Below are 17,325 nucleotides of genomic sequence, written 5' to 3'. Positions count from 1 at the left end.
CATATGCAACAACGCGATGAACGTCATTCCTTGTTGGACGGCTGGAACAGTCTGCCCAACTTGGTCACGTATACCCGAATTGTCTTGGTGCTGGTGTTTTTGGGACTCGATATTGCAGCCGGCCCTTGGGGTTCAGGCAATGTGGCAATGCGTGTGTGGGCTGCGGTGCTCTTTGTGATCGCCGCTTCCACAGACAAGCTGGATGGCTGGCTGGCGCGCAAATTCGACCAAGTCACCGAGCTGGGCAAGCTCATGGATCCCATTGCAGACAAGCTCCTCATCTGCTCTACGATGGTGGTCTCGTCCGCGTTTGGCGAGTTGAGCTGGTGGGTTACGGCATTGTTCTTGATTCGTGAAATCGGCATCACCGTGATGCGTTTCATGGTCATCGACACAGGCGGTCAGGTGATTGCCGCGTCCAATGCCGGCAAATACAAGACGCTTGCCGAATCCATCGGATTGGGCATGCTGGTGTCCCCGTTGTGGGCTGCGGCTCCTGCGCGCCAGACTCCCGGTGTACTGCCGAATTTAGGTGCAGCTATGCCGGGATGGTTGTCCGCTTATTACTGGTTGACCTACATTGTCATCTTTGTGGCGCTGGTGCTGTGCCTGTATTCAGGGTTCGCTTATGTGCGTGGTGTGGTGAGGTCGCGCCGGTGAACGATTTGGACGGTGACGAGCTGGCTGCCCGAGTTTTGGACAAAGCGAAGAGGGGCGGCTTGAAAATCGCTGCAGCCGAGTCGCTGACAGGCGGTCTGCTGGCTGATGCGTTTGTGCGTATTCCGGGCGCTTCACAAGTGTTTTTGGGGTCAGCTGTCACCTATGACATTGCGGCTAAGGCATCGGTATTGGGTGTGGATGCGAGTCTGCTGCGTGAGCAGGGTGCCGTGAATCCGCAAGTGGCGTGTCAAATGGCGCAAGGTGCAGCAAAACTCTACAATCAGCCTCAATATGACGAAAAAATCATCGGCCTATCTACTACTGGTGTCGCGGGTCCGGGTAGCGATGGAGGAAAGCCTGCGGGACTGGTCTATGTAGGCATCTCAATGCCCGGAAAATCAAGGGATTGCGAGCGTTCCACCACGGCATTTAAGCTTGAGCTTCCCGGTGACCGTGAACAGGTGCGACGAGGTGCTGTCATCGCGCTATTGGCAAAAGTGAACCAAATCACATAGCCAAAAGCGGAATAAATTTCTAATTTTCGCTGTTGAAGGAAGTGAATACAGTAGTTTAGAACGTTTGTAAGTGGGGTGGCACAAATGGAAACGATGACCAGAACACGTGAAACTACCCAAGCGATGGGCGTTATGCCAGGTGCAGCACGTCCCGGCTCGGCACGCAACAGGAATTTAACACCGGCGCAACGCCGGGCGGTGGCATTTGCTCAGCAGCAGGTGGTGAAAGCCCGTGCGGCAAAAAAAGCGAAGGATGATCGGCAGGCGGCACTCAATAAGATGTGGCAGCAAGAAGATGTTGATCAGTCCCGTTCTCGTGTGTCGGTGGGCAATCGTGACGAAGGAGGCGAAGTGCGTACGGTATCGTTGCGAGAGGCTATTGGCCATGTGTTGCGTGATCTGCGTACTCGTGACCACAAGACGTTACGTGAGGTGAGTGAGAAGGCCGGTGTTTCTCTTGGATATCTTTCCGAGGTGGAGCGCGGGCAGAAGGAGGCCAGTTCCGAACTGCTGGCTTCCATCGCCGAATCCTTGGGGCTGAGTACTGCGCAGATGCTGCGTATGGTGGCCGACTATCTCGACTCGGTCGAGATGTAGAACAATAGGGTGTCGGATTTTGTTCTCCGACGCTGTTGCAAGAACCCGTTACCCTGTGGTGGCGGGTTCTTTGCGTTGTGCATGGTGCGGCGCAGCGATGTGATCTGCAGCAGTGATGTGGTGCGGTGTGGCGCTGTGGTGTGGCGCACTGAGGTGAGCGGGGCAGTGGGATTGTAGAGTGGTGATGGGTGAATGGGAGGCTCGTGATGGACGAACGCGAATTTTGGGCGCTGCTTGAGGAGGTGCTCGGCCGGTCGTACGGCAGAAGCGTGGCGAGGGATTTGGTGTTGCCGGAACTCGGGGACAGATGTGTGACCGAGGCGCTGGAGAGTGGCGAGGAACCCCGAGTGGTGTGGAATGTGCTGTGCGATCATCTGCAGATTCCTGATGGACGGCGTTGGGGGAGCGATCATAATGCGCCTCCGTTGCCGGTGCGGTAATGCTGTACTGTCGGAACTTGGCGCGTGCATTGGTGCAGTATTTGCGATAGAACGCATTCGAACAAATGTTCGTATCATGCTTTATGATGACACTTAGCAATCGCAATGATGGTGATGCACAATGGTGCTGAGTCGCTCGGCGTGTCGAAATGCCGAGTGTTCGTCCACATTGCTCTGGCAAGGCTGCGTGAGTGGCTTCCGTCCCGTACGGTAGAAGGGTACAACACCCTCAAACTCAAGGAGAGATATGGCGCATCAATCGAAAAGCTCGAAAGGGCCGGTGGAAAATCTGAAGACCGGCGCTGAACCTGGTAGCGGCATTGATCCGCGTCGTCAAGCGGCGCTGGATTCCGCGCTCAAACAGGTCGAAAAGAGTTTTGGCAAAGGCTCGGCCATGCGGCTGGGAGACAGGCCTGTGGAGGATGTGGAAGTCATTCCCACTGGCTCCTTGGCCTTGGACATGGCACTGGGCATTGGCGGCTTGCCGCGTGGTCGAATCATTGAGATCTATGGTCCTGAATCGTCCGGCAAGACCACGTTGGCATTGCATTCGGTAGCAAATGCTCAGCGTAACGGAGGTGTCGCGGCATACATCGATGCCGAGCACGCCCTTGATCCGGTATATGCAAAGAAATTGGGAGTCGATACTGATTCGCTCATCATCTCTCAGCCAGACAACGGTGAACAAGCGTTGGAAATCGCTGACATGCTGGTGCGTTCCGGTGCGCTTGACATCATCGTTATTGATTCTGTGGCTGCGCTGACACCCAAGGCTGAAATAGAAGGGGACATGGGAGACAGCCATGTTGGCTTGCAGGCCAGGCTCATGAGTCAGGCGCTGCGCAAGATGACAGGAGCGCTCTCTCAGTCCGGTACCACTGCCATTTTCATCAACCAGCTGCGAGAGAAAATCGGCGTGATGTTCGGCAGTCCAGAAACCACGACCGGAGGAAAGGCGCTCAAGTTTTACTCTTCCATACGTCTTGACATTCGCAGGGTGCAGACCATCAAGAACGGTGAGGATGCCGTGGGTAACCGCACCAAGGTTAAAGTGGTGAAGAACAAGATGGCTCCGCCGTTCAAACTCGCTGAGTTCGACATTCTGTACGGTGAGGGCATATCAAAGGAAGGGTCGATTCTCGATATGGCCTTGCAGTGCGAGGTCGTGAAGAAATCTGGGTCATGGTTCACTTACGAGAGCAGTCAGCTGGGGCAGGGGCGTGAAAACGTGCGTGCCTTCCTTAAAGACAATCCCGCAGTGGCGGAGGAGATCGAAGAAAAGGTCAAGATGAAATTCGGCCTCATCCCAGATCCTAATGCCGAAGAGCCGGAAGGTGAAGCAGATGCCGCCGATGACGAGGCAACGAGCGGAGCCGAAAAGGCCGACAAAGCGGAAGCATGATTGACGTCGAAGACTTCCTTGCCAAACACCCCGTGCCCGGAGACGATGAGCATGTCTCATATGGTGCTCCGGGCGCGGGTGGCGGCATTGATGATGTCGTGGATGCTAAGAATGCGCGCTCTGTCAAGCGGCAGAGCAGCACTTATTCAAGTCGGTCACGCACGCACACGGTTCCCGTTTCCAGTCCCTACAGCAGTGCTTTCGGTGGGTCGCTTAGTGACAGCGATGCTGGCTGGTCCGAGTCGGGGAGTGGCCGCAGAGCAAAACGCAAACGTAGCACGTACCGCTATCGTTCTCAACCGGCTGTCAGGCGAGTGCCCGATGATCCGAACGATATGGATGCATGCCGTGAGGCGGCGTTGACCCTGCTGGACGCCTCGCCCAAATCATCACTGGGCATGACCAAGCGACTTATTGAAAAAGGGTATGGCGAAGTCGTCGCGAACGATGTGGTGGTGCGCCTGGTAGAATTGCGCCTTATCGATGATGTCGAGTACGCCGCATCTGCTGTACGTTCCTGTGTAGCCAGACAATTCGGCGCGCGTGGCACGCTGCAAGAGCTGAGACGCAAGGATGCAGAACCTCGTGCTGCCAGCGAGGCCGTACGTGCCGCTCAGGAGCAGGGTGCGTTCGAGGAAGCGGCATGGGAACTCGGGCGCAAAGTGGCCAGAAAAACCGAAGGACTCGATTCTCAGGTACGGCGTCGTCGCTTCTGGAGTGCTGGCGCGAGAAAAGGTCATAACCCCGAAGTGTTGCAACGCGTGGCGCAAGAGCTGCTGAGCTGATCGACCGAAGAACGATCTGATCCGCAATTGATAATGTGACCAGGTGCAAGCGAGAGTACGAGTCTGATTGCTGCCTGCGGATTGATTGTCGGCGTTGTTGCATAGACTTTGGATTGTGTGTGCCAATGGCATGCCTTATGTAACAGGCGTGCGCGTTGGGATATCCCTTGACCCGCAGATAGCGCGGCAGTAATGTCGCAGCAGGAGGGCAGAGGGCCATCGGGCCGGTGGACTGGGCTGCTTTAACCGATTCGTCGGGAGGAGCCGCACGGTGGCGGCTTCACCGAAATAAGAATGAACGAATCGGAGAATATAAGTTGCCTACTATAGAACAGCTTGTCCGTAAGGGACGCAAGGTAAAGCCGAAGAAGTCGAAGACTTTGGCTATGAAGGGGAGCCCGCTGCGCCGCGGCGTGTGCACCCGTGTGTACACCACCACCCCGAAGAAGCCGAACTCGGCTCTGCGTAAGGTCGCCCGTGTGCGCCTGAGCTCGGGCGTTGAAGTCACCGCCTACATCCCCGGCGAAGGCCATAACCTGCAGGAGCACTCCATCGTGCTCGTGCGCGGCGGCCGTGTCAAGGATCTCCCGGGTGTGCGTTACCACATCGTGCGTGGCGCGCTCGATACCCAGGGAGTCAAGGACCGCAAGCAGGGTCGTTCCCTGTACGGAGCAAAGAAGGCGAAGTAAGATATGTCACGTAAAGGACCCGCAAAAAAGCATCAGCTGCTCCCGGACCCCATCTACGGTTCGGTCGTCGTAGCTCAGCTCATCAACAAGATTCTGCTCGACGGTAAGAAGTCCATCGCCGAGGACATCGTCTACTCCGCGCTCGATATGGTCAAGGAAAAGACCGAGCAGGAGCCGGTCGCCGTGCTCAAGCGTGCGCTCGACAACATCCGTCCCAGCCTTGAGGTGCGTTCCCGCCGAGTCGGCGGCGCCACCTATCAGGTGCCGGTCGAGGTTAAGCCGAACCGTGCCAACGCCCTGAGCCTGCGCTGGCTCACCGACTTCTCTCGCGCGCGTCGCGAGAAGACCATGGCAGAGCGCCTGGCCAACGAGATCCTCGACGCCTCTAACGGCCTGGGTGCTTCCGTGAAGCGCCGCGAGGATACGCACAAGATGGCAGAGGCCAACAAGGCCTTCGCTCATTACCGCTGGTAATTCAGGAATCTCAAGCGTAAGGAATTGTTATGGCACTTGACGTGCTCAATGACCTCAATGAGGTCCGCAACATCGGCATCATGGCTCACATCGATGCCGGCAAGACCACGGTGACGGAGCGTATCCTCTACTACACCGGTAAGAACTACAAGATCGGCGAGACCCACGACGGCGCCTCCACCATGGACTTCATGGCGCAGGAGCAGGAACGTGGTATCACCATTCAGTCCGCGGCAACGACATGCTTCTGGAACCGCCAGACGCATGACGACAAAGAAAAGTTCCAGATCAACATCATCGACACCCCCGGCCACGTGGACTTCACGGCCGAGGTGGAGCGCTCCCTGCGCGTGCTCGATGGTGCCGTCGCTGTCTTCGACGGCAAGGAAGGCGTGGAGCCTCAGTCCGAGACTGTGTGGCGTCAGGCCGACAAGTACGGCGTGCCGCGCATCTGCTTCATCAACAAGATGGATAAGCTCGGCGCTGACTTCTACTACTCGGTGGACACCATCAAGGAGAAGCTTGGTGCCAACCCGCTCGTCGTGCAGCTGCCTATCGGCGCTGAGAACGACTTCCTGGGCGTTGTCGACCTGATCCGCATGAAGGCTTATGTCTGGAACGATGTCTCCGGCGATATGGGTGCCCACTACGACACCACCGATATTCCCGCCGACCTGCAGGCCAAGGCTGAGGAATACCGCGCCGCTCTGCTCGACCAGGTGGCCGAGTCCAGCGACGAGCTCATGGAGAAGTACCTTGAGACCGGCGAGATGAGCGAAGAGGAGCTCCGTCAGGGCATCCGCACGCTGACCATCTCCCGCCGGGCCTACCCGGTGCTCTGCGGTTCCGCGTTCAAGGACAAGGGCATTCAGCCCATGCTTGATGCCGTGGTCGACTTCCTGCCCAGCCCCGAAGACGTGCCGGCCATCGCTGGTTTCGATCCTTCGGACGAGTCCAAGGAAATCACCCGCAAGCCCACCATGGACGACCCGTTCTCCGCGTTGGTCTTCAAGATCTCGACGCACCCCTTCTATGGCAAGCTCGTCTTCGTGCGTGTCTACTCCGGTTCGGTCAAGCCCGGCGATTCCGTGCTCGATTCCACCAAGGGCAAGAAGGAGCGCATCGGTAAGATCTTCCAGATGCACGCCGATAAGGAGAACCCTGTAGATGCAGCAGAGGCTGGCAACATCTACACGCTCGTCGGTCTGAAGAACGTCTCCACCGGTGAGACGCTCTGCGATGAGAAGGCTCCGATTTCTTTGGAGTCCATGACCTTCCCTGATCCTGTGATCGAGGTGGCTGTGGAGCCCAAGACCAAGGCCGATCAGGAGAAGATGAGCATCGCGTTGGCGAAGCTGTCCGACGAGGATCCGACCTTCCAGGTCAAGACCGATGAGGAGAGCGGCCAGACGCTGATCTCCGGCATGGGCGAGCTGCAGCTCGACATCATCGTCGACCGTATGCGTCGTGAGTTCAAGGTGGAGTGCAACGTGGGTAACCCGCAGGTCGCCTACCGTGAGACCATCCGCAAGGCCGTCATGAACCAGGAGTACACGCACAAGAAGCAGACCGGTGGTTCCGGTCAGTTCGCAAAGGTGCTCATGAACTTCGAGCCTCTGGACACCGAAGCCGGCGAGACTTACGAGTTCTCCAACGAGGTCACTGGCGGACACATCGGCAAGGAATTCATTCCTTCGATCGATCAGGGTGTGCAGGAGGCCATGGAGTCCGGTGTGCTGGCAGGCTTCCCTGTGGTGGGCGTCAAGGCGACCGTCACCGACGGCCAGACCCACGACGTCGACTCCTCGGAGCTTGCGTTCAAGATCGCCGGTTCCATGGCGTTCAAGACCGCAGCCCCCAAGGCCAAGCCGGTCATCCTCGAGCCGATCATGGCCGTCGAGATTCATACTCCGGAAGAGTACATGGGCGATGTGATGGGTGACATCAACTCTCGCCGTGGCAACATCCAGGAGATGAAGGATTCCTCTGGTGTCAAGGTCATCGACGCGAAGGTGCCGCTGAGCGAGATGTTCGGTTACATCGGCGAGCTGCGTTCCAAGACGCAGGGCCGCGGTATGTTCTCCATGCAGATGGACTCCTATGCCGAGGTTCCGAAGAACATCGCGGACGACATCATCAAGGCCCAGCGCGGCGAATAACCACGCGCCTGCTGCGTGTTCCGCTGTCTCCAGTCAGCGTTAAGATTTTTTAACGCTGACTGGGTTAGGGCACTAAGTGGCAGGTAACCCAGAAACCCAGTAAACTGCAGCGAGTCTCGCCCCCGAGTGGCGAGGGCAAGCTCAAAACGTCCAGGAGGACACTAATGGCAAAGGAAAAGTACGAGCGGACTAAGCCGCACGTGAACATCGGTACGATCGGCCACGTCGATCACGGTAAGACGACCCTGACCGCAGCTATCTCCAAGGTGCTGCACGAGGAGTTCCCGGATCTCAACCCGGCATACGACTTCGATCAGATTGATGCTGCTCCTGAAGAGAAGGACCGCGGCATCACCATCAACATCGCCCACATCGAGTATCAGACGGCCAACCGCCACTATGCTCACGTGGACTGCCCCGGCCACGCCGACTTCGTGAAGAACATGATCACCGGTGCTGCCCAGATGGATGGCGCTATCCTCGTGGTCGCGGCCACCGATGGCCCCATGGCTCAGACTCGCGAGCACGTGCTGCTCGCCCGTCAGGTAGGCGTGCCGAAGATTCTCGTCGCTCTGAACAAGTGCGATATGGTCGAGGACGACGAGCTCATCGAGCTCGTTGAAGAAGAAGTCCGCGATCTGCTGGATGAGAACGGCTTCGACCGCGATTGCCCGGTCATCCGTACCTCCGCTTACGGTGCACTGCACGACGATGCTCCGGATCACGACAAGTGGGTACAGACCGTCAAGGATCTTATGGACGCTGTGGATGATTACATCCCCACCCCGGTCCACGATCTGGACAAGCCCTTCCTCATGCCTATCGAGGATGTCTTCACGATTTCCGGCCGCGGCACCGTGGTCACCGGTCGTGTGGAGCGCGGCAAGCTTGCGATCAACACCACCGTCGAAATCGTTGGTATCCGCGATACGCAGACCACCACCGTCACCTCCATCGAGACCTTCCACAAGCAGATGGATGAGTGCGAGGCCGGCGACAACACCGGTCTGCTGCTCCGCGGCATCAACCGTGACGACGTCGAGCGCGGCCAGGTTCTGGCTGTCCCCGGCTCCGTGACTCCTCACACCAAGTTCGAGGGCGAAGTCTACGTTCTGACCAAGGACGAGGGTGGCCGTCACTCGCCGTTCTTCTCGAACTACCGTCCTCAGTTCTACTTCCGCACCACCGACGTCACCGGCGTTATCACCCTGCCGGAAGGCGTCGAGATGGTTCAGCCTGGCGATCACGCCACCTTCTCCGTTGAGCTCATTCAGCCCATCGCAATGGAGGAAGGCCTGACCTTCGCTGTGCGTGAAGGCGGCCACACGGTCGGCTCAGGTCGAGTCACCAAGATCGTTGAGTAGTCAACATCTACAGCTGACAGCACGCTGATTGCGTAGCTGCTGGCATAAAGGGCCGGTTCTTCGGAACCGGCCCTTTTCGTTTATTCTCTAGACGTTATGGCATAATGGGCTGAGCTTCAGTATGGGGACGGCTTCTTCGGTTCCCCCGAGATTGTTAAGGTGAATAAACGTGGCACAGACTAGTAATGACATCAAGAACGGTTCTGTTCTGAATCTCGACGGCCAGCTGTGGACCGTCACGAAGTTCCAGCACGTCAAGCCTGGCAAAGGCCCGGCTTTCGTGCGTACCACCATCAAGAACGTGCTGACGGGCAAGATTGTGGACAAGACCTTCAACGCCGGCATGAAGATGGAGTTCGAGACTGTCGACAACCGTACGCTCCAGTATTCGTACGACGAAGGCGATAACTTCGTTTTCATGGACATGACGACCTACGATCAGGTCAACATCCCCAAGACCCTCGTCGCCGATCAGGCCAAGTTCCTGCTGGAAGGCACGGATTGCATCGTCAGCTTCCACGACGGCACCCCTCTGAGCGTTGAACTCCCGGCTTCAGTGGTGCTCACGGTCACCGCTACAGAGCCTGGCGTGCAGGGCAACCGTTCCAACGCAGGTACCAAGCCAGCAACGGTCGAGACCGGTGCTGAGATTCAGGTGCCGCTCTTCGTCGGCGAAGGTGAGAAGGTAAAGGTTGATACGCGCGACGGTTCATACCTGGGCCGCGAAAACAGCTGATTGAGGCATATCGCACTTGCTGCCGGTGCAGGAACAGGTTGCTGAAGGAAATGCCGTTGTACGGCTGCACTTCGAATCTTATCTGTTGCTGATGCGTTTTGCGTCTCGTACGTACAAACGTGAGATCGGCCGGTAGAGCAATGTTGGTGTGCAACTGTCACACAACAGTATTTGCGCGCGACGCACTCGCGCATATCGTTTCCCGTGAGCCGGGTGGCTCATGGGAAACATTGTTTACACGCATTTTTAAGAGGTAGAGGTGACATGGCACGTTCCACTGCGCGCAAGCGGGCGCTGAACACACTGTACGAGGCGGATGAGAAAGATCAGGACATCGTCTCATTGCTCGAGGAACGCATCGCTCAGCCAGGGGCGCAGACCCCGCTGCCGCAGTATGCCATTGACATTGTGCGCGGTGTTGCCGAGCATGAAGATGACATCGACGATGCGCTCGACGAGCATTCGACAAAGTGGAGCCTGGAACGTATGGCGGTGGTTGATCGCAATATTTTGCGAGTGGCCGCTTGGGAGATACTGTTCAATGCCGAAGTTCCGGACCGTGTGGCCATTGATGAGGCTCTTGGCTTGGCCAAGTCGCTGTGCGACGACGAATCTCCAGCCTTCATTCACGGTCTGCTCAGCGCGCTGAGTAACGACAAGGATGCAGCACTGGAACGTATAGCCAAGGCAGAGCAGGAACGTGAGGCACAGCGTCGCCAAGAAGCGGCGCTCCACGCGCCGACCGCTCCCGGGTTCCTTACCTCCGGCGGCGTTTCCGGTAGGGGAGACGGCAAGCCGATGGACTGGAGCAGCGACGATGAGAGCCAGTCGGATAGCGACTGAAACTCCGTCACTGTGAGCGAAATCGCAGCACCTCGCTACACTAGACCAGAATGTCCGCTGTGAAAAGGGGTATAGGTGAGTTATCACGACACCAACGCCACTGCAGCTGGAAGTCGTTCCCCAATGGATGCTTTGCTTGTACTTGAAGATGGCGAAGTGTACACCGGGAACGCTTACGGTGCGGTAGGCCAAGTAACTGGAGAAATTGTTTTCAACACCGGCATGACCGGCTATCAGGAGACTCTGAGCGATCCTAGCTATGACCGTCAGATTGTGGTACAGACGTTTCCTCACATCGGCAATACCGGTGTGAACAGGGAAGACGAAGAGTCGCCAAGCATATGGGTGGCTGGGTATGTGGTTCGTGAACCCAGCCCATGCGTCAGTAATTGGAGGGCGCAAGACCCGTTGGAAGACCAATTGGCAAAACAAGGAATTGTTGGTATTTCAGGTATCGACACTCGCCGACTCACACGACATCTGCGGCAGGCAGGCGTTATGCGGGCCGGCGTTTTTTCTGGCCGTGTGCGCCTGGATTCCAACGGTAATGAGCGTTCGGTGGAATCGCTGGTTGAGGTGGTGCGCCAGTCGCCTGGCATGGCAGGCGCCAATCTGAGCGACGAAGTGAGCTGCTCGCAGCCATATACGGTCGAGCCTGCCGGGCAATGGGAGGGCAAAGAGCCCCTGCACACTGTAGCTGCCTTGGATATGGGCATCAAAGCAATGACGCCACATCGTCTGGCTGAGCGTGGCTGCCGTGTGCACGTGTTGCCTGCCAGTTCCACTATGGAAGACATCGAACGGCTCAACCCCGATGGTGTGTTCTTCTCGAACGGCCCAGGAGATCCAAGCACCGCCGACCGTGAAGTGGCATTGTTGCGCCAGGTGCTTGACGCGCGCTTGCCGTTTTTTGGTATTTGCTTCGGCAACCAGCTGTTGGGCCGAGCATTGGGCTTTGGCACGTACAAGCTCAAATTCGGGCATCGCGGTGTGAACCAGCCGGTGAAGAACCTGCGTACCGGCAAAGTTGAAATTACGGCGCATAATCACGGGTTCGCCGTGGATGCACCGATTGGTGAGGATGTGGATGCGCCGTTCGCCGATGGGCGTTACGGCAGAGTTCGTGTTTCCCACGTTGATTTGAACGACAATGTCGTGGAAGGGCTGGAATGTTTAGACATTCCGGCCCTTTCTGTTCAGTATCATCCTGAGGCTGCCGCAGGTCCACACGATGCCTCATATCTGTTCGACCGATTCGTCGCGCTTATGGACGGCCAGTCCAACGGTGCGGAACACCAAGGGGAGTAACGATGCCTAAGAGAAGTGATATTTCGTCGGTCATGGTGATCGGCTCCGGTCCGATCGTCATCGGGCAGGCGGCAGAATTCGACTATTCCGGCACTCAGGCTTGCCGGGTGCTGCGCGAGGAAGGCGTAAGGGTCATCCTCGTCAACTCGAACCCGGCCACCATCATGACCGATCCGGAGATGGCCGATGCCACCTACATCGAGCCCATTGACACGGCCATCCTTGAACGCATCATAGCCAAGGAACGGCCTGATGCGCTGCTGCCGACTCTTGGCGGACAAACTGCGCTGAACGCTGCTAAAGCGTTGGGGGAGCAAGGCATTCTCGACAAGTACCATGTGGAACTCATCGGGGCTTCGCTCGAGGCGATCGACCGCGGTGAAGACCGCGAACAGTTTAAGCAGGTCGTCGAGGCGGCCGGAGCCGAATCTGCCCGTTCCGACGTAGCGCACACCATGGAGGAAGTGGACGCCGTGGTGGAATGTCTGGGCGGATACCCGGTGGTGGTGCGCCCCAGCTTCACCATGGGAGGCCTGGGCTCGGGCATCGCTCATGACAAAGACGAACTGCACCGCATCGCGGGTGCCGGCCTGCACGATTCACCTACTGACGAAGTGCTTATCGAAGAAGGCATCGAAGGTTGGAAGGAGTACGAGCTTGAACTGATGCGCGACCGCAACGACAACGTAGTGGTCGTATGTCCCATCGAGAACGTCGACCCGGTGGGCGTGCATACCGGCGATTCGATCACTGTGGCTCCTACATTCACTCTGACGGACCGGGAATATCAGCGCATGCGAGACATCGGCATCGCCATCATCCGCGGTGTGGGGGTCGACACGGGCGGCTGCAACATTCAGTTCGCCATCAACCCGGTCAACGGCCGCATCATCGTCATCGAAATGAACCCGCGCGTTTCCAGGTCGTCGGCTTTGGCCTCCAAAGCCACCGGTTTCCCCATCGCCAAGATCGCAGCCAAACTGGCCTTGGGCTATACGCTCGACGAAATCGACAACGACATCACCCGTTCCACACCGGCCAGCTTCGAACCGGTCATCGACTATGTGGTGGCCAAAGTGCCGCGCTTCACCTTCGAGAAATTCCCGGAGGCTGATCCCACGCTCACCACTTCCATGAAGTCGGTGGGAGAAGCGATGGCGTTGGGCGGCAACTTCCAGGAGGCATTGGGCAAAGCCATGCGGTCCATAGACAAACGCCATATGGGCTTCTCCTGGGATGGGCCAAAACCTGACGAGGCGGAAGTGGCGCAGTTGCTCGAGCAGATGCGTACTCCCACCGAGCACCGGTACTTGCAGATCCAACGCGCGCTATGGGGCGGGGCGAGTGTCGAACAGCTCTTTGATGCCACGAAGATCGACCCATGGTTCCTCAACCAGTTCGCGCTCATCAACCGAACCGCCATTGAAGTGCGCTACACCGAAACGCTTTCCCCGGCATTGCTGAGGCAAGCCAAACGCGCCGGCCTCTCCGACCTCCAGATCGCCCATCTGCGCTACTTGGGCGACGAAGGCGAGGAGACGATTCGCCAGTTGCGTCAACGCTACGGGTTGCGCCCGGTCTACAAGACCGTCGACACATGCGCCGCCGAATTCGACGCGGCCACACCGTACTACTACTCCTGCTACGCCGACGAGAGCGAGCTGGAACAACGCAAACGTGAAGCCGTCATTATTTTGGGATCCGGTCCCAACCGTATTGGACAAGGCATCGAGTTCGACTACACGTGCGTGCATGCGGTGCAGGAGCTGGGGCAAGACTTTGACACCATCATGGTCAACTGCAATCCCGAAACTGTCTCCACTGACTACGACATGTCCGACAGGCTCTACTTCGAGCCGCTCACCTTCGAAGACGTGATGGAAATCTACGAGGCAGAGCTGCAGCTTGGGCCGGTCAAAGGTGTTGTCGTGCAGCTCGGCGGTCAAACACCGCTCTCTTTGGCGGCACGACTCAAGGCCGCTGGCGTTCCGATTTTGGGTACCAGCCCGGAGTCCATCGACCTGGCGGAAAACCGTGAACTGTTCGGTGAGGTACTGCGCAGGGAGGGTCTCAATGCGCCGCGGTACGGCACGGCACTGAGCCTCGACGAAGCGCGAAAGGCCGCCCACGATATCGGCTATCCCGTTTTGGTGCGCCCCAGCTATGTGCTGGGCGGACGTGGTATGGAAATCGTCTACGACGACGCCCAGCTGCAAACCTATGTGAATCGTGCCCTGGCGCAAGCCCAGTCGGATACGGTTGTCTCAGGCAGGCTGCCTTCGCCGTTGCTCATCGACAAGTTCCTCCAAGATGCCATCGAAATTGACGTGGACGCGCTCTACGACGGCACTGAACTCTACATCGGCGGCATCATGGAACACGTGGAGGAGGCTGGTGTGCACTCTGGAGACGCCGCTTGCACGCTACCTCCGAGCACGCTTTCCGACGATCAGATCGAACGTCTGCGTGCCGCCACCCTCGCCATAGCCCAAGGCTGCGGTGTGCAAGGTGTGCTTAATGTGCAGTTCGCGTACATGGCCAATACACTCTATGTGATCGAAGCCAATCCGCGTGCTTCACGTACCATTCCCTTTGCGTCCAAGGCCACCGGTGTGGCGCTCGCCAAGGCGGCTTCGCGCATCATGGTGGGGGAGTCTGTCGCCGATCAGCGCCGGCGTGGTCTGCTGTTGCCTCAAGGCGACGGAGGCACCATGCATGATGGTCAGCAGGTGGCGGTCAAGCAATCTGTACTGCCGTTCAAGCGGTTCCGTACTCAGGCCGGTCGTTCTGTCGACACGCTGCTGGGGCCGGAGATGCATTCCACTGGCGAGGTGATGGGCTTCGACCGGGACTTCCCTCATGCCTTTGCCAAGAGTCAGCTGGCTGCCTACCCGGGTGGTCTGCCGGTCACGGGCAATGTGTTCCTGTCGGTGGCGGACGCTGACAAACGACAGCTGCCGCTTATCGCTGTGCGTTTGCAGGAGCTCGGTTTCACGCTATGCTGCACCGAAGGCACCGCCTCCGTGCTGCAACGATACGGCATCGAATCGAAGGTGGTGAGCAAGATTTCCTCTTCGATCGAGGCTGAGTGTGCGTTGCGCGAACGGTACGGGGCGGATGCCATCGGGCAAAACCCGGTGCAGATGATTGAGGACGGGAAGATCGATATGGTGCTCAACACGCCTTCGGGTCGCGACTCGCGCTCAGACGGTTATGCCATTCGTGCTGCGGCGGTGATTGCGGATGTGCCTCAGTTCACCACGGTCACCGAGTTTCTTGCGGTGCTGCTGGCCATTGAGGCAGTGAAAGCTGATGACTACCAGGTGATGAGTATTCAGGAGCATGCCGCGCATCTCTTTGCCGGGCAGCAGTAGACGCAGTGATGCCCGTGTTTCGTTCCGTGAGTGCTTTGACAGGAGTATTGCGTGTTAGCGAATATGAGAATGGCGAGTTTTCAGCGTTGCTCATATCAGGCTATCGCCAGGACTTGTGAAAAAGTACTCACGGAACGAAAAGAACTTCAATAACCTTCATACAGGGTTGTTGAAGTCCTTGTTATCGTGCAGAGTCATTCAATAGGGACGTTTTGAGCAATATTGGGATGATTGCTTATTGTGTGTTGTTGGTATCAAGCCATTTTCACTATTCCAGTTTGTGTGTATGTGCGTATTCGTCCCTACTGAACGAACTCAGTGGGTAGAAGGTCTGATGATGACGATTGCTGCAGAGCTGTCAGTTATGGTGGTTGTTGGCATGCGTAAGGCTCACCACATGGGCCGGTCGCCGTCGGTGCCTGGGCGATCAATGCCTACACTGGCATGGTTGTCGAGCGTCGGATCAGCTACCAGACGCATGATGTAGTCGGCAATCGAGGCACGTGAAATAGTGGTGCCGCGGAATGGCTCGCCCTTCTGCGTCAGCTCATAGTTTGTGTCGTCTTCGTTGTCCATGTAGGCGGCGCGAATGATGGTGTAGTTCAGGTCGGAGTCTTCAATGACGGCTGCGGCACGTCGGGTATCGTCCATCACTGCCTTGCCGCAGCTTTCCTCAACCCACTGGCCGAACTCACCGGGAACTTCAAAGTACAGGCCGAGGCCGGTCACATGAATGAGTCGTTTTACGCCGGTCTCGTCCATGGCTTTGACGATGTTGGCCACCATTGGTTCGAACTGTCCTCCAAGATTGGCGTAGACCACATCCTGGCCTTGCATGGCTGCAACGAGCGTAGCGTAATCGTTCACGTCGCCTTCGACGACGGTTTCGCGTGACGGATCGGCATCGTCAATGCGCGTGGAATCGCGCAAGTACGAGGTGAGGTGGGCGTCGGTTTCGAGCAGCAGACGTTGGCGTACCAGTCTGGCAATCTGCCCGTACGCGCCCAAGATGATGATATTGGTCATATGCTTTCCTCCCATGGCGAATGCATGATGAATGGTTCAGATATTCCACTTTAACTCTTTAAGCGCACTCGAAGTCAAGAGAGCGAATTGGAGGGAGTGTGTCATAAGGGAATGCGCGTCGAGGATGGATAAATGCGTCTGCCGGAGCAGGCATTGCAATGGGTGTGTCATGCGGGGCGTTTATTCCTTGTAATTTGTAGACTTGAGTTCAACAATTGGTATGGAAAGCAGGAACGGGTGAGTGAGATGGAACAGCCGATGCAAGGTGCCGGACAGATGGGTGCGCAGCCTCGGGGGAGGCTTATTGTGCTGAGCGGGCCGACCGCCGTGGGCAAAGGCACGGTTGAGGCGCAACTGCGCGCATCGCACCCGCAGGTGTGGGTATCGGTGTCTGGAACCACGCGCGAGCCTCGCCCCGGGGAAGAGAACGGTAAGACCTACTGGTTTATGAGCGAGGCGGAGTTCCTCGAGAAGGAAAGTCAAGGATGGTTCTTGGAGACGGCCACCGTGCATGGTATGGCTCGGTATGGTACTCCGTTGCAGCCGGTGCTCGACCATTTGGCGCAGAATATCCCCACCATTCTGGAAATTGATTTGCAAGGTGCGCGGCGTGTGAAGCAGCGTGCCGCTGAACTCAATTTGGAGGTTGTGTTCGTGTTTATTGCGCCGCCCAGCTATGACGAGTTGGTGCATCGTTTGGTTGGTCGAGGAACTGAGAGTGAGGAGCAGCAGGCGCGGCGCTTGGAGACTGCCAAAGTTGAGATGGCGGCTGAACGGGAATTTGATGTCGTCATCACTAACGACACCGTTGAGCATGCGGCCGACGAATTGTGGCGCATTATTGCACAAGAGTATGGCATTGAGGAATAGACTGGGAAATAGATTGAGGAATAGTGAGTTGCGGTCTACTTAAGCTGCGGCCGTTATGCCTGCCGGTGATGGCTTAGTGAACC

General features: G+C 57.5%; 16 protein-coding genes. 15 read left to right on the top strand and 1 reads right to left on the bottom strand.

What is annotated here, in order from left to right:
• Positions 1-3: 3 nt before the first annotated feature.
• The 14 genes from pgsA to carB all read left to right on the top strand — a co-directional run bounded on the left by pgsA (position 4) and on the right by carB (position 15,346).
• Positions 4-660 (top strand): CDP-diacylglycerol--glycerol-3-phosphate 3-phosphatidyltransferase, encoded by a 657-nt coding sequence (gene pgsA, locus AC3B5A_RS03295; RefSeq protein ID WP_489798826.1) that lies wholly within the window; start codon positions 4-6, stop codon positions 658-660.
• On the top strand, positions 657-1,175 hold the full coding sequence (locus AC3B5A_RS03290; RefSeq protein ID WP_489798824.1) for a CinA family protein: 519 nt from the start codon (positions 657-659) through the stop codon (positions 1,173-1,175). The genes pgsA and AC3B5A_RS03290 overlap by 4 nt, the downstream gene beginning before the upstream one ends.
• An 84-nt stretch (positions 1,176-1,259) precedes the next feature.
• Positions 1,260-1,772, top strand: a complete 513-nt coding sequence (locus tag AC3B5A_RS03285) for a helix-turn-helix domain-containing protein (RefSeq protein WP_489798968.1) — start codon at positions 1,260-1,262, stop codon at positions 1,770-1,772.
• Positions 1,773-1,978: 206 nt separating this feature from the next.
• Entirely contained in the window at positions 1,979-2,212 is a 234-nt protein-coding gene (locus AC3B5A_RS03280) for a DUF3046 domain-containing protein (RefSeq protein ID WP_489798823.1), read from the top strand.
• 247 nt (positions 2,213-2,459) lie between these two features.
• Positions 2,460-3,614, top strand: coding sequence for a recombinase RecA (gene recA, locus AC3B5A_RS03275; RefSeq protein WP_489798821.1), 1,155 nt, complete (start codon positions 2,460-2,462; stop codon positions 3,612-3,614).
• Complete coding sequence (locus AC3B5A_RS03270; RefSeq protein ID WP_489798820.1) at positions 3,611-4,399, top strand: regulatory protein RecX; 789 nt, start codon at positions 3,611-3,613, stop codon at positions 4,397-4,399. Before recA ends, AC3B5A_RS03270 begins: the two co-directional genes overlap by 4 nt.
• Before the next feature lie 317 nt (positions 4,400-4,716).
• Positions 4,717-5,088 (top strand): 30S ribosomal protein S12, encoded by a 372-nt coding sequence (gene rpsL, locus AC3B5A_RS03265; RefSeq protein ID WP_489798818.1) that lies wholly within the window; start codon positions 4,717-4,719, stop codon positions 5,086-5,088.
• 3 nt (positions 5,089-5,091) lie between these two features.
• A complete protein-coding gene (gene rpsG, locus AC3B5A_RS03260; protein WP_489798817.1) occupies positions 5,092-5,562 on the top strand; it encodes a 30S ribosomal protein S7 in 471 nt (156 codons plus the stop codon).
• A 29-nt stretch (positions 5,563-5,591) separates the two neighbouring features.
• On the top strand, positions 5,592-7,721 hold the full coding sequence (gene fusA / locus AC3B5A_RS03255) for an elongation factor G (RefSeq protein ID WP_489798815.1): 2,130 nt from the start codon (positions 5,592-5,594) through the stop codon (positions 7,719-7,721).
• A 164-nt stretch (positions 7,722-7,885) separates the two neighbouring features.
• Complete coding sequence (tuf, locus tag AC3B5A_RS03250) at positions 7,886-9,085, top strand: elongation factor Tu (RefSeq protein ID WP_489798813.1); 1,200 nt, start codon at positions 7,886-7,888, stop codon at positions 9,083-9,085.
• Positions 9,086-9,254: 169 nt separating this feature from the next.
• The gene (gene efp, locus AC3B5A_RS03245) at positions 9,255-9,821 is read left to right on the top strand and encodes an elongation factor P (protein ID WP_489798811.1); all 567 of its coding nucleotides are present in this window, start codon (positions 9,255-9,257) and stop codon (positions 9,819-9,821) included.
• Between the two features lie 264 nt (positions 9,822-10,085).
• Positions 10,086-10,664 (top strand): transcription antitermination factor NusB, encoded by a 579-nt coding sequence (gene nusB / locus AC3B5A_RS03240; RefSeq protein ID WP_489798809.1) that lies wholly within the window; start codon positions 10,086-10,088, stop codon positions 10,662-10,664.
• Positions 10,665-10,739: 75 nt separating this feature from the next.
• Positions 10,740-11,972, top strand: coding sequence for a glutamine-hydrolyzing carbamoyl-phosphate synthase small subunit (carA, locus tag AC3B5A_RS03235; protein WP_489798807.1), 1,233 nt, complete (start codon positions 10,740-10,742; stop codon positions 11,970-11,972).
• Between the two features lie 2 nt (positions 11,973-11,974).
• On the top strand, positions 11,975-15,346 hold the full coding sequence (gene carB, locus AC3B5A_RS03230) for a carbamoyl-phosphate synthase large subunit (RefSeq protein ID WP_489798805.1): 3,372 nt from the start codon (positions 11,975-11,977) through the stop codon (positions 15,344-15,346).
• 390 nt (positions 15,347-15,736) lie between these two features.
• Here carB and AC3B5A_RS03225 read toward each other — a convergent pair whose 3' ends face one another.
• Complete coding sequence (locus AC3B5A_RS03225; RefSeq protein WP_489798803.1) at positions 15,737-16,372, bottom strand: NAD(P)H-binding protein; 636 nt, start codon at positions 16,370-16,372, stop codon at positions 15,737-15,739.
• 276 nt (positions 16,373-16,648) lie between these two features.
• Between AC3B5A_RS03225 and gmk the strand changes: the two genes are divergently transcribed.
• The gene (gene gmk / locus AC3B5A_RS03220) at positions 16,649-17,242 is read left to right on the top strand and encodes a guanylate kinase (RefSeq protein ID WP_489798966.1); all 594 of its coding nucleotides are present in this window, start codon (positions 16,649-16,651) and stop codon (positions 17,240-17,242) included.
• The last annotated feature ends 83 nt before the right edge of the window (positions 17,243-17,325 follow it).

Source organism: Bifidobacterium sp. ESL1133, from assembly GCF_058107325.1.
This window is presented reverse-complemented; position numbering and strand designations above follow the sequence as displayed.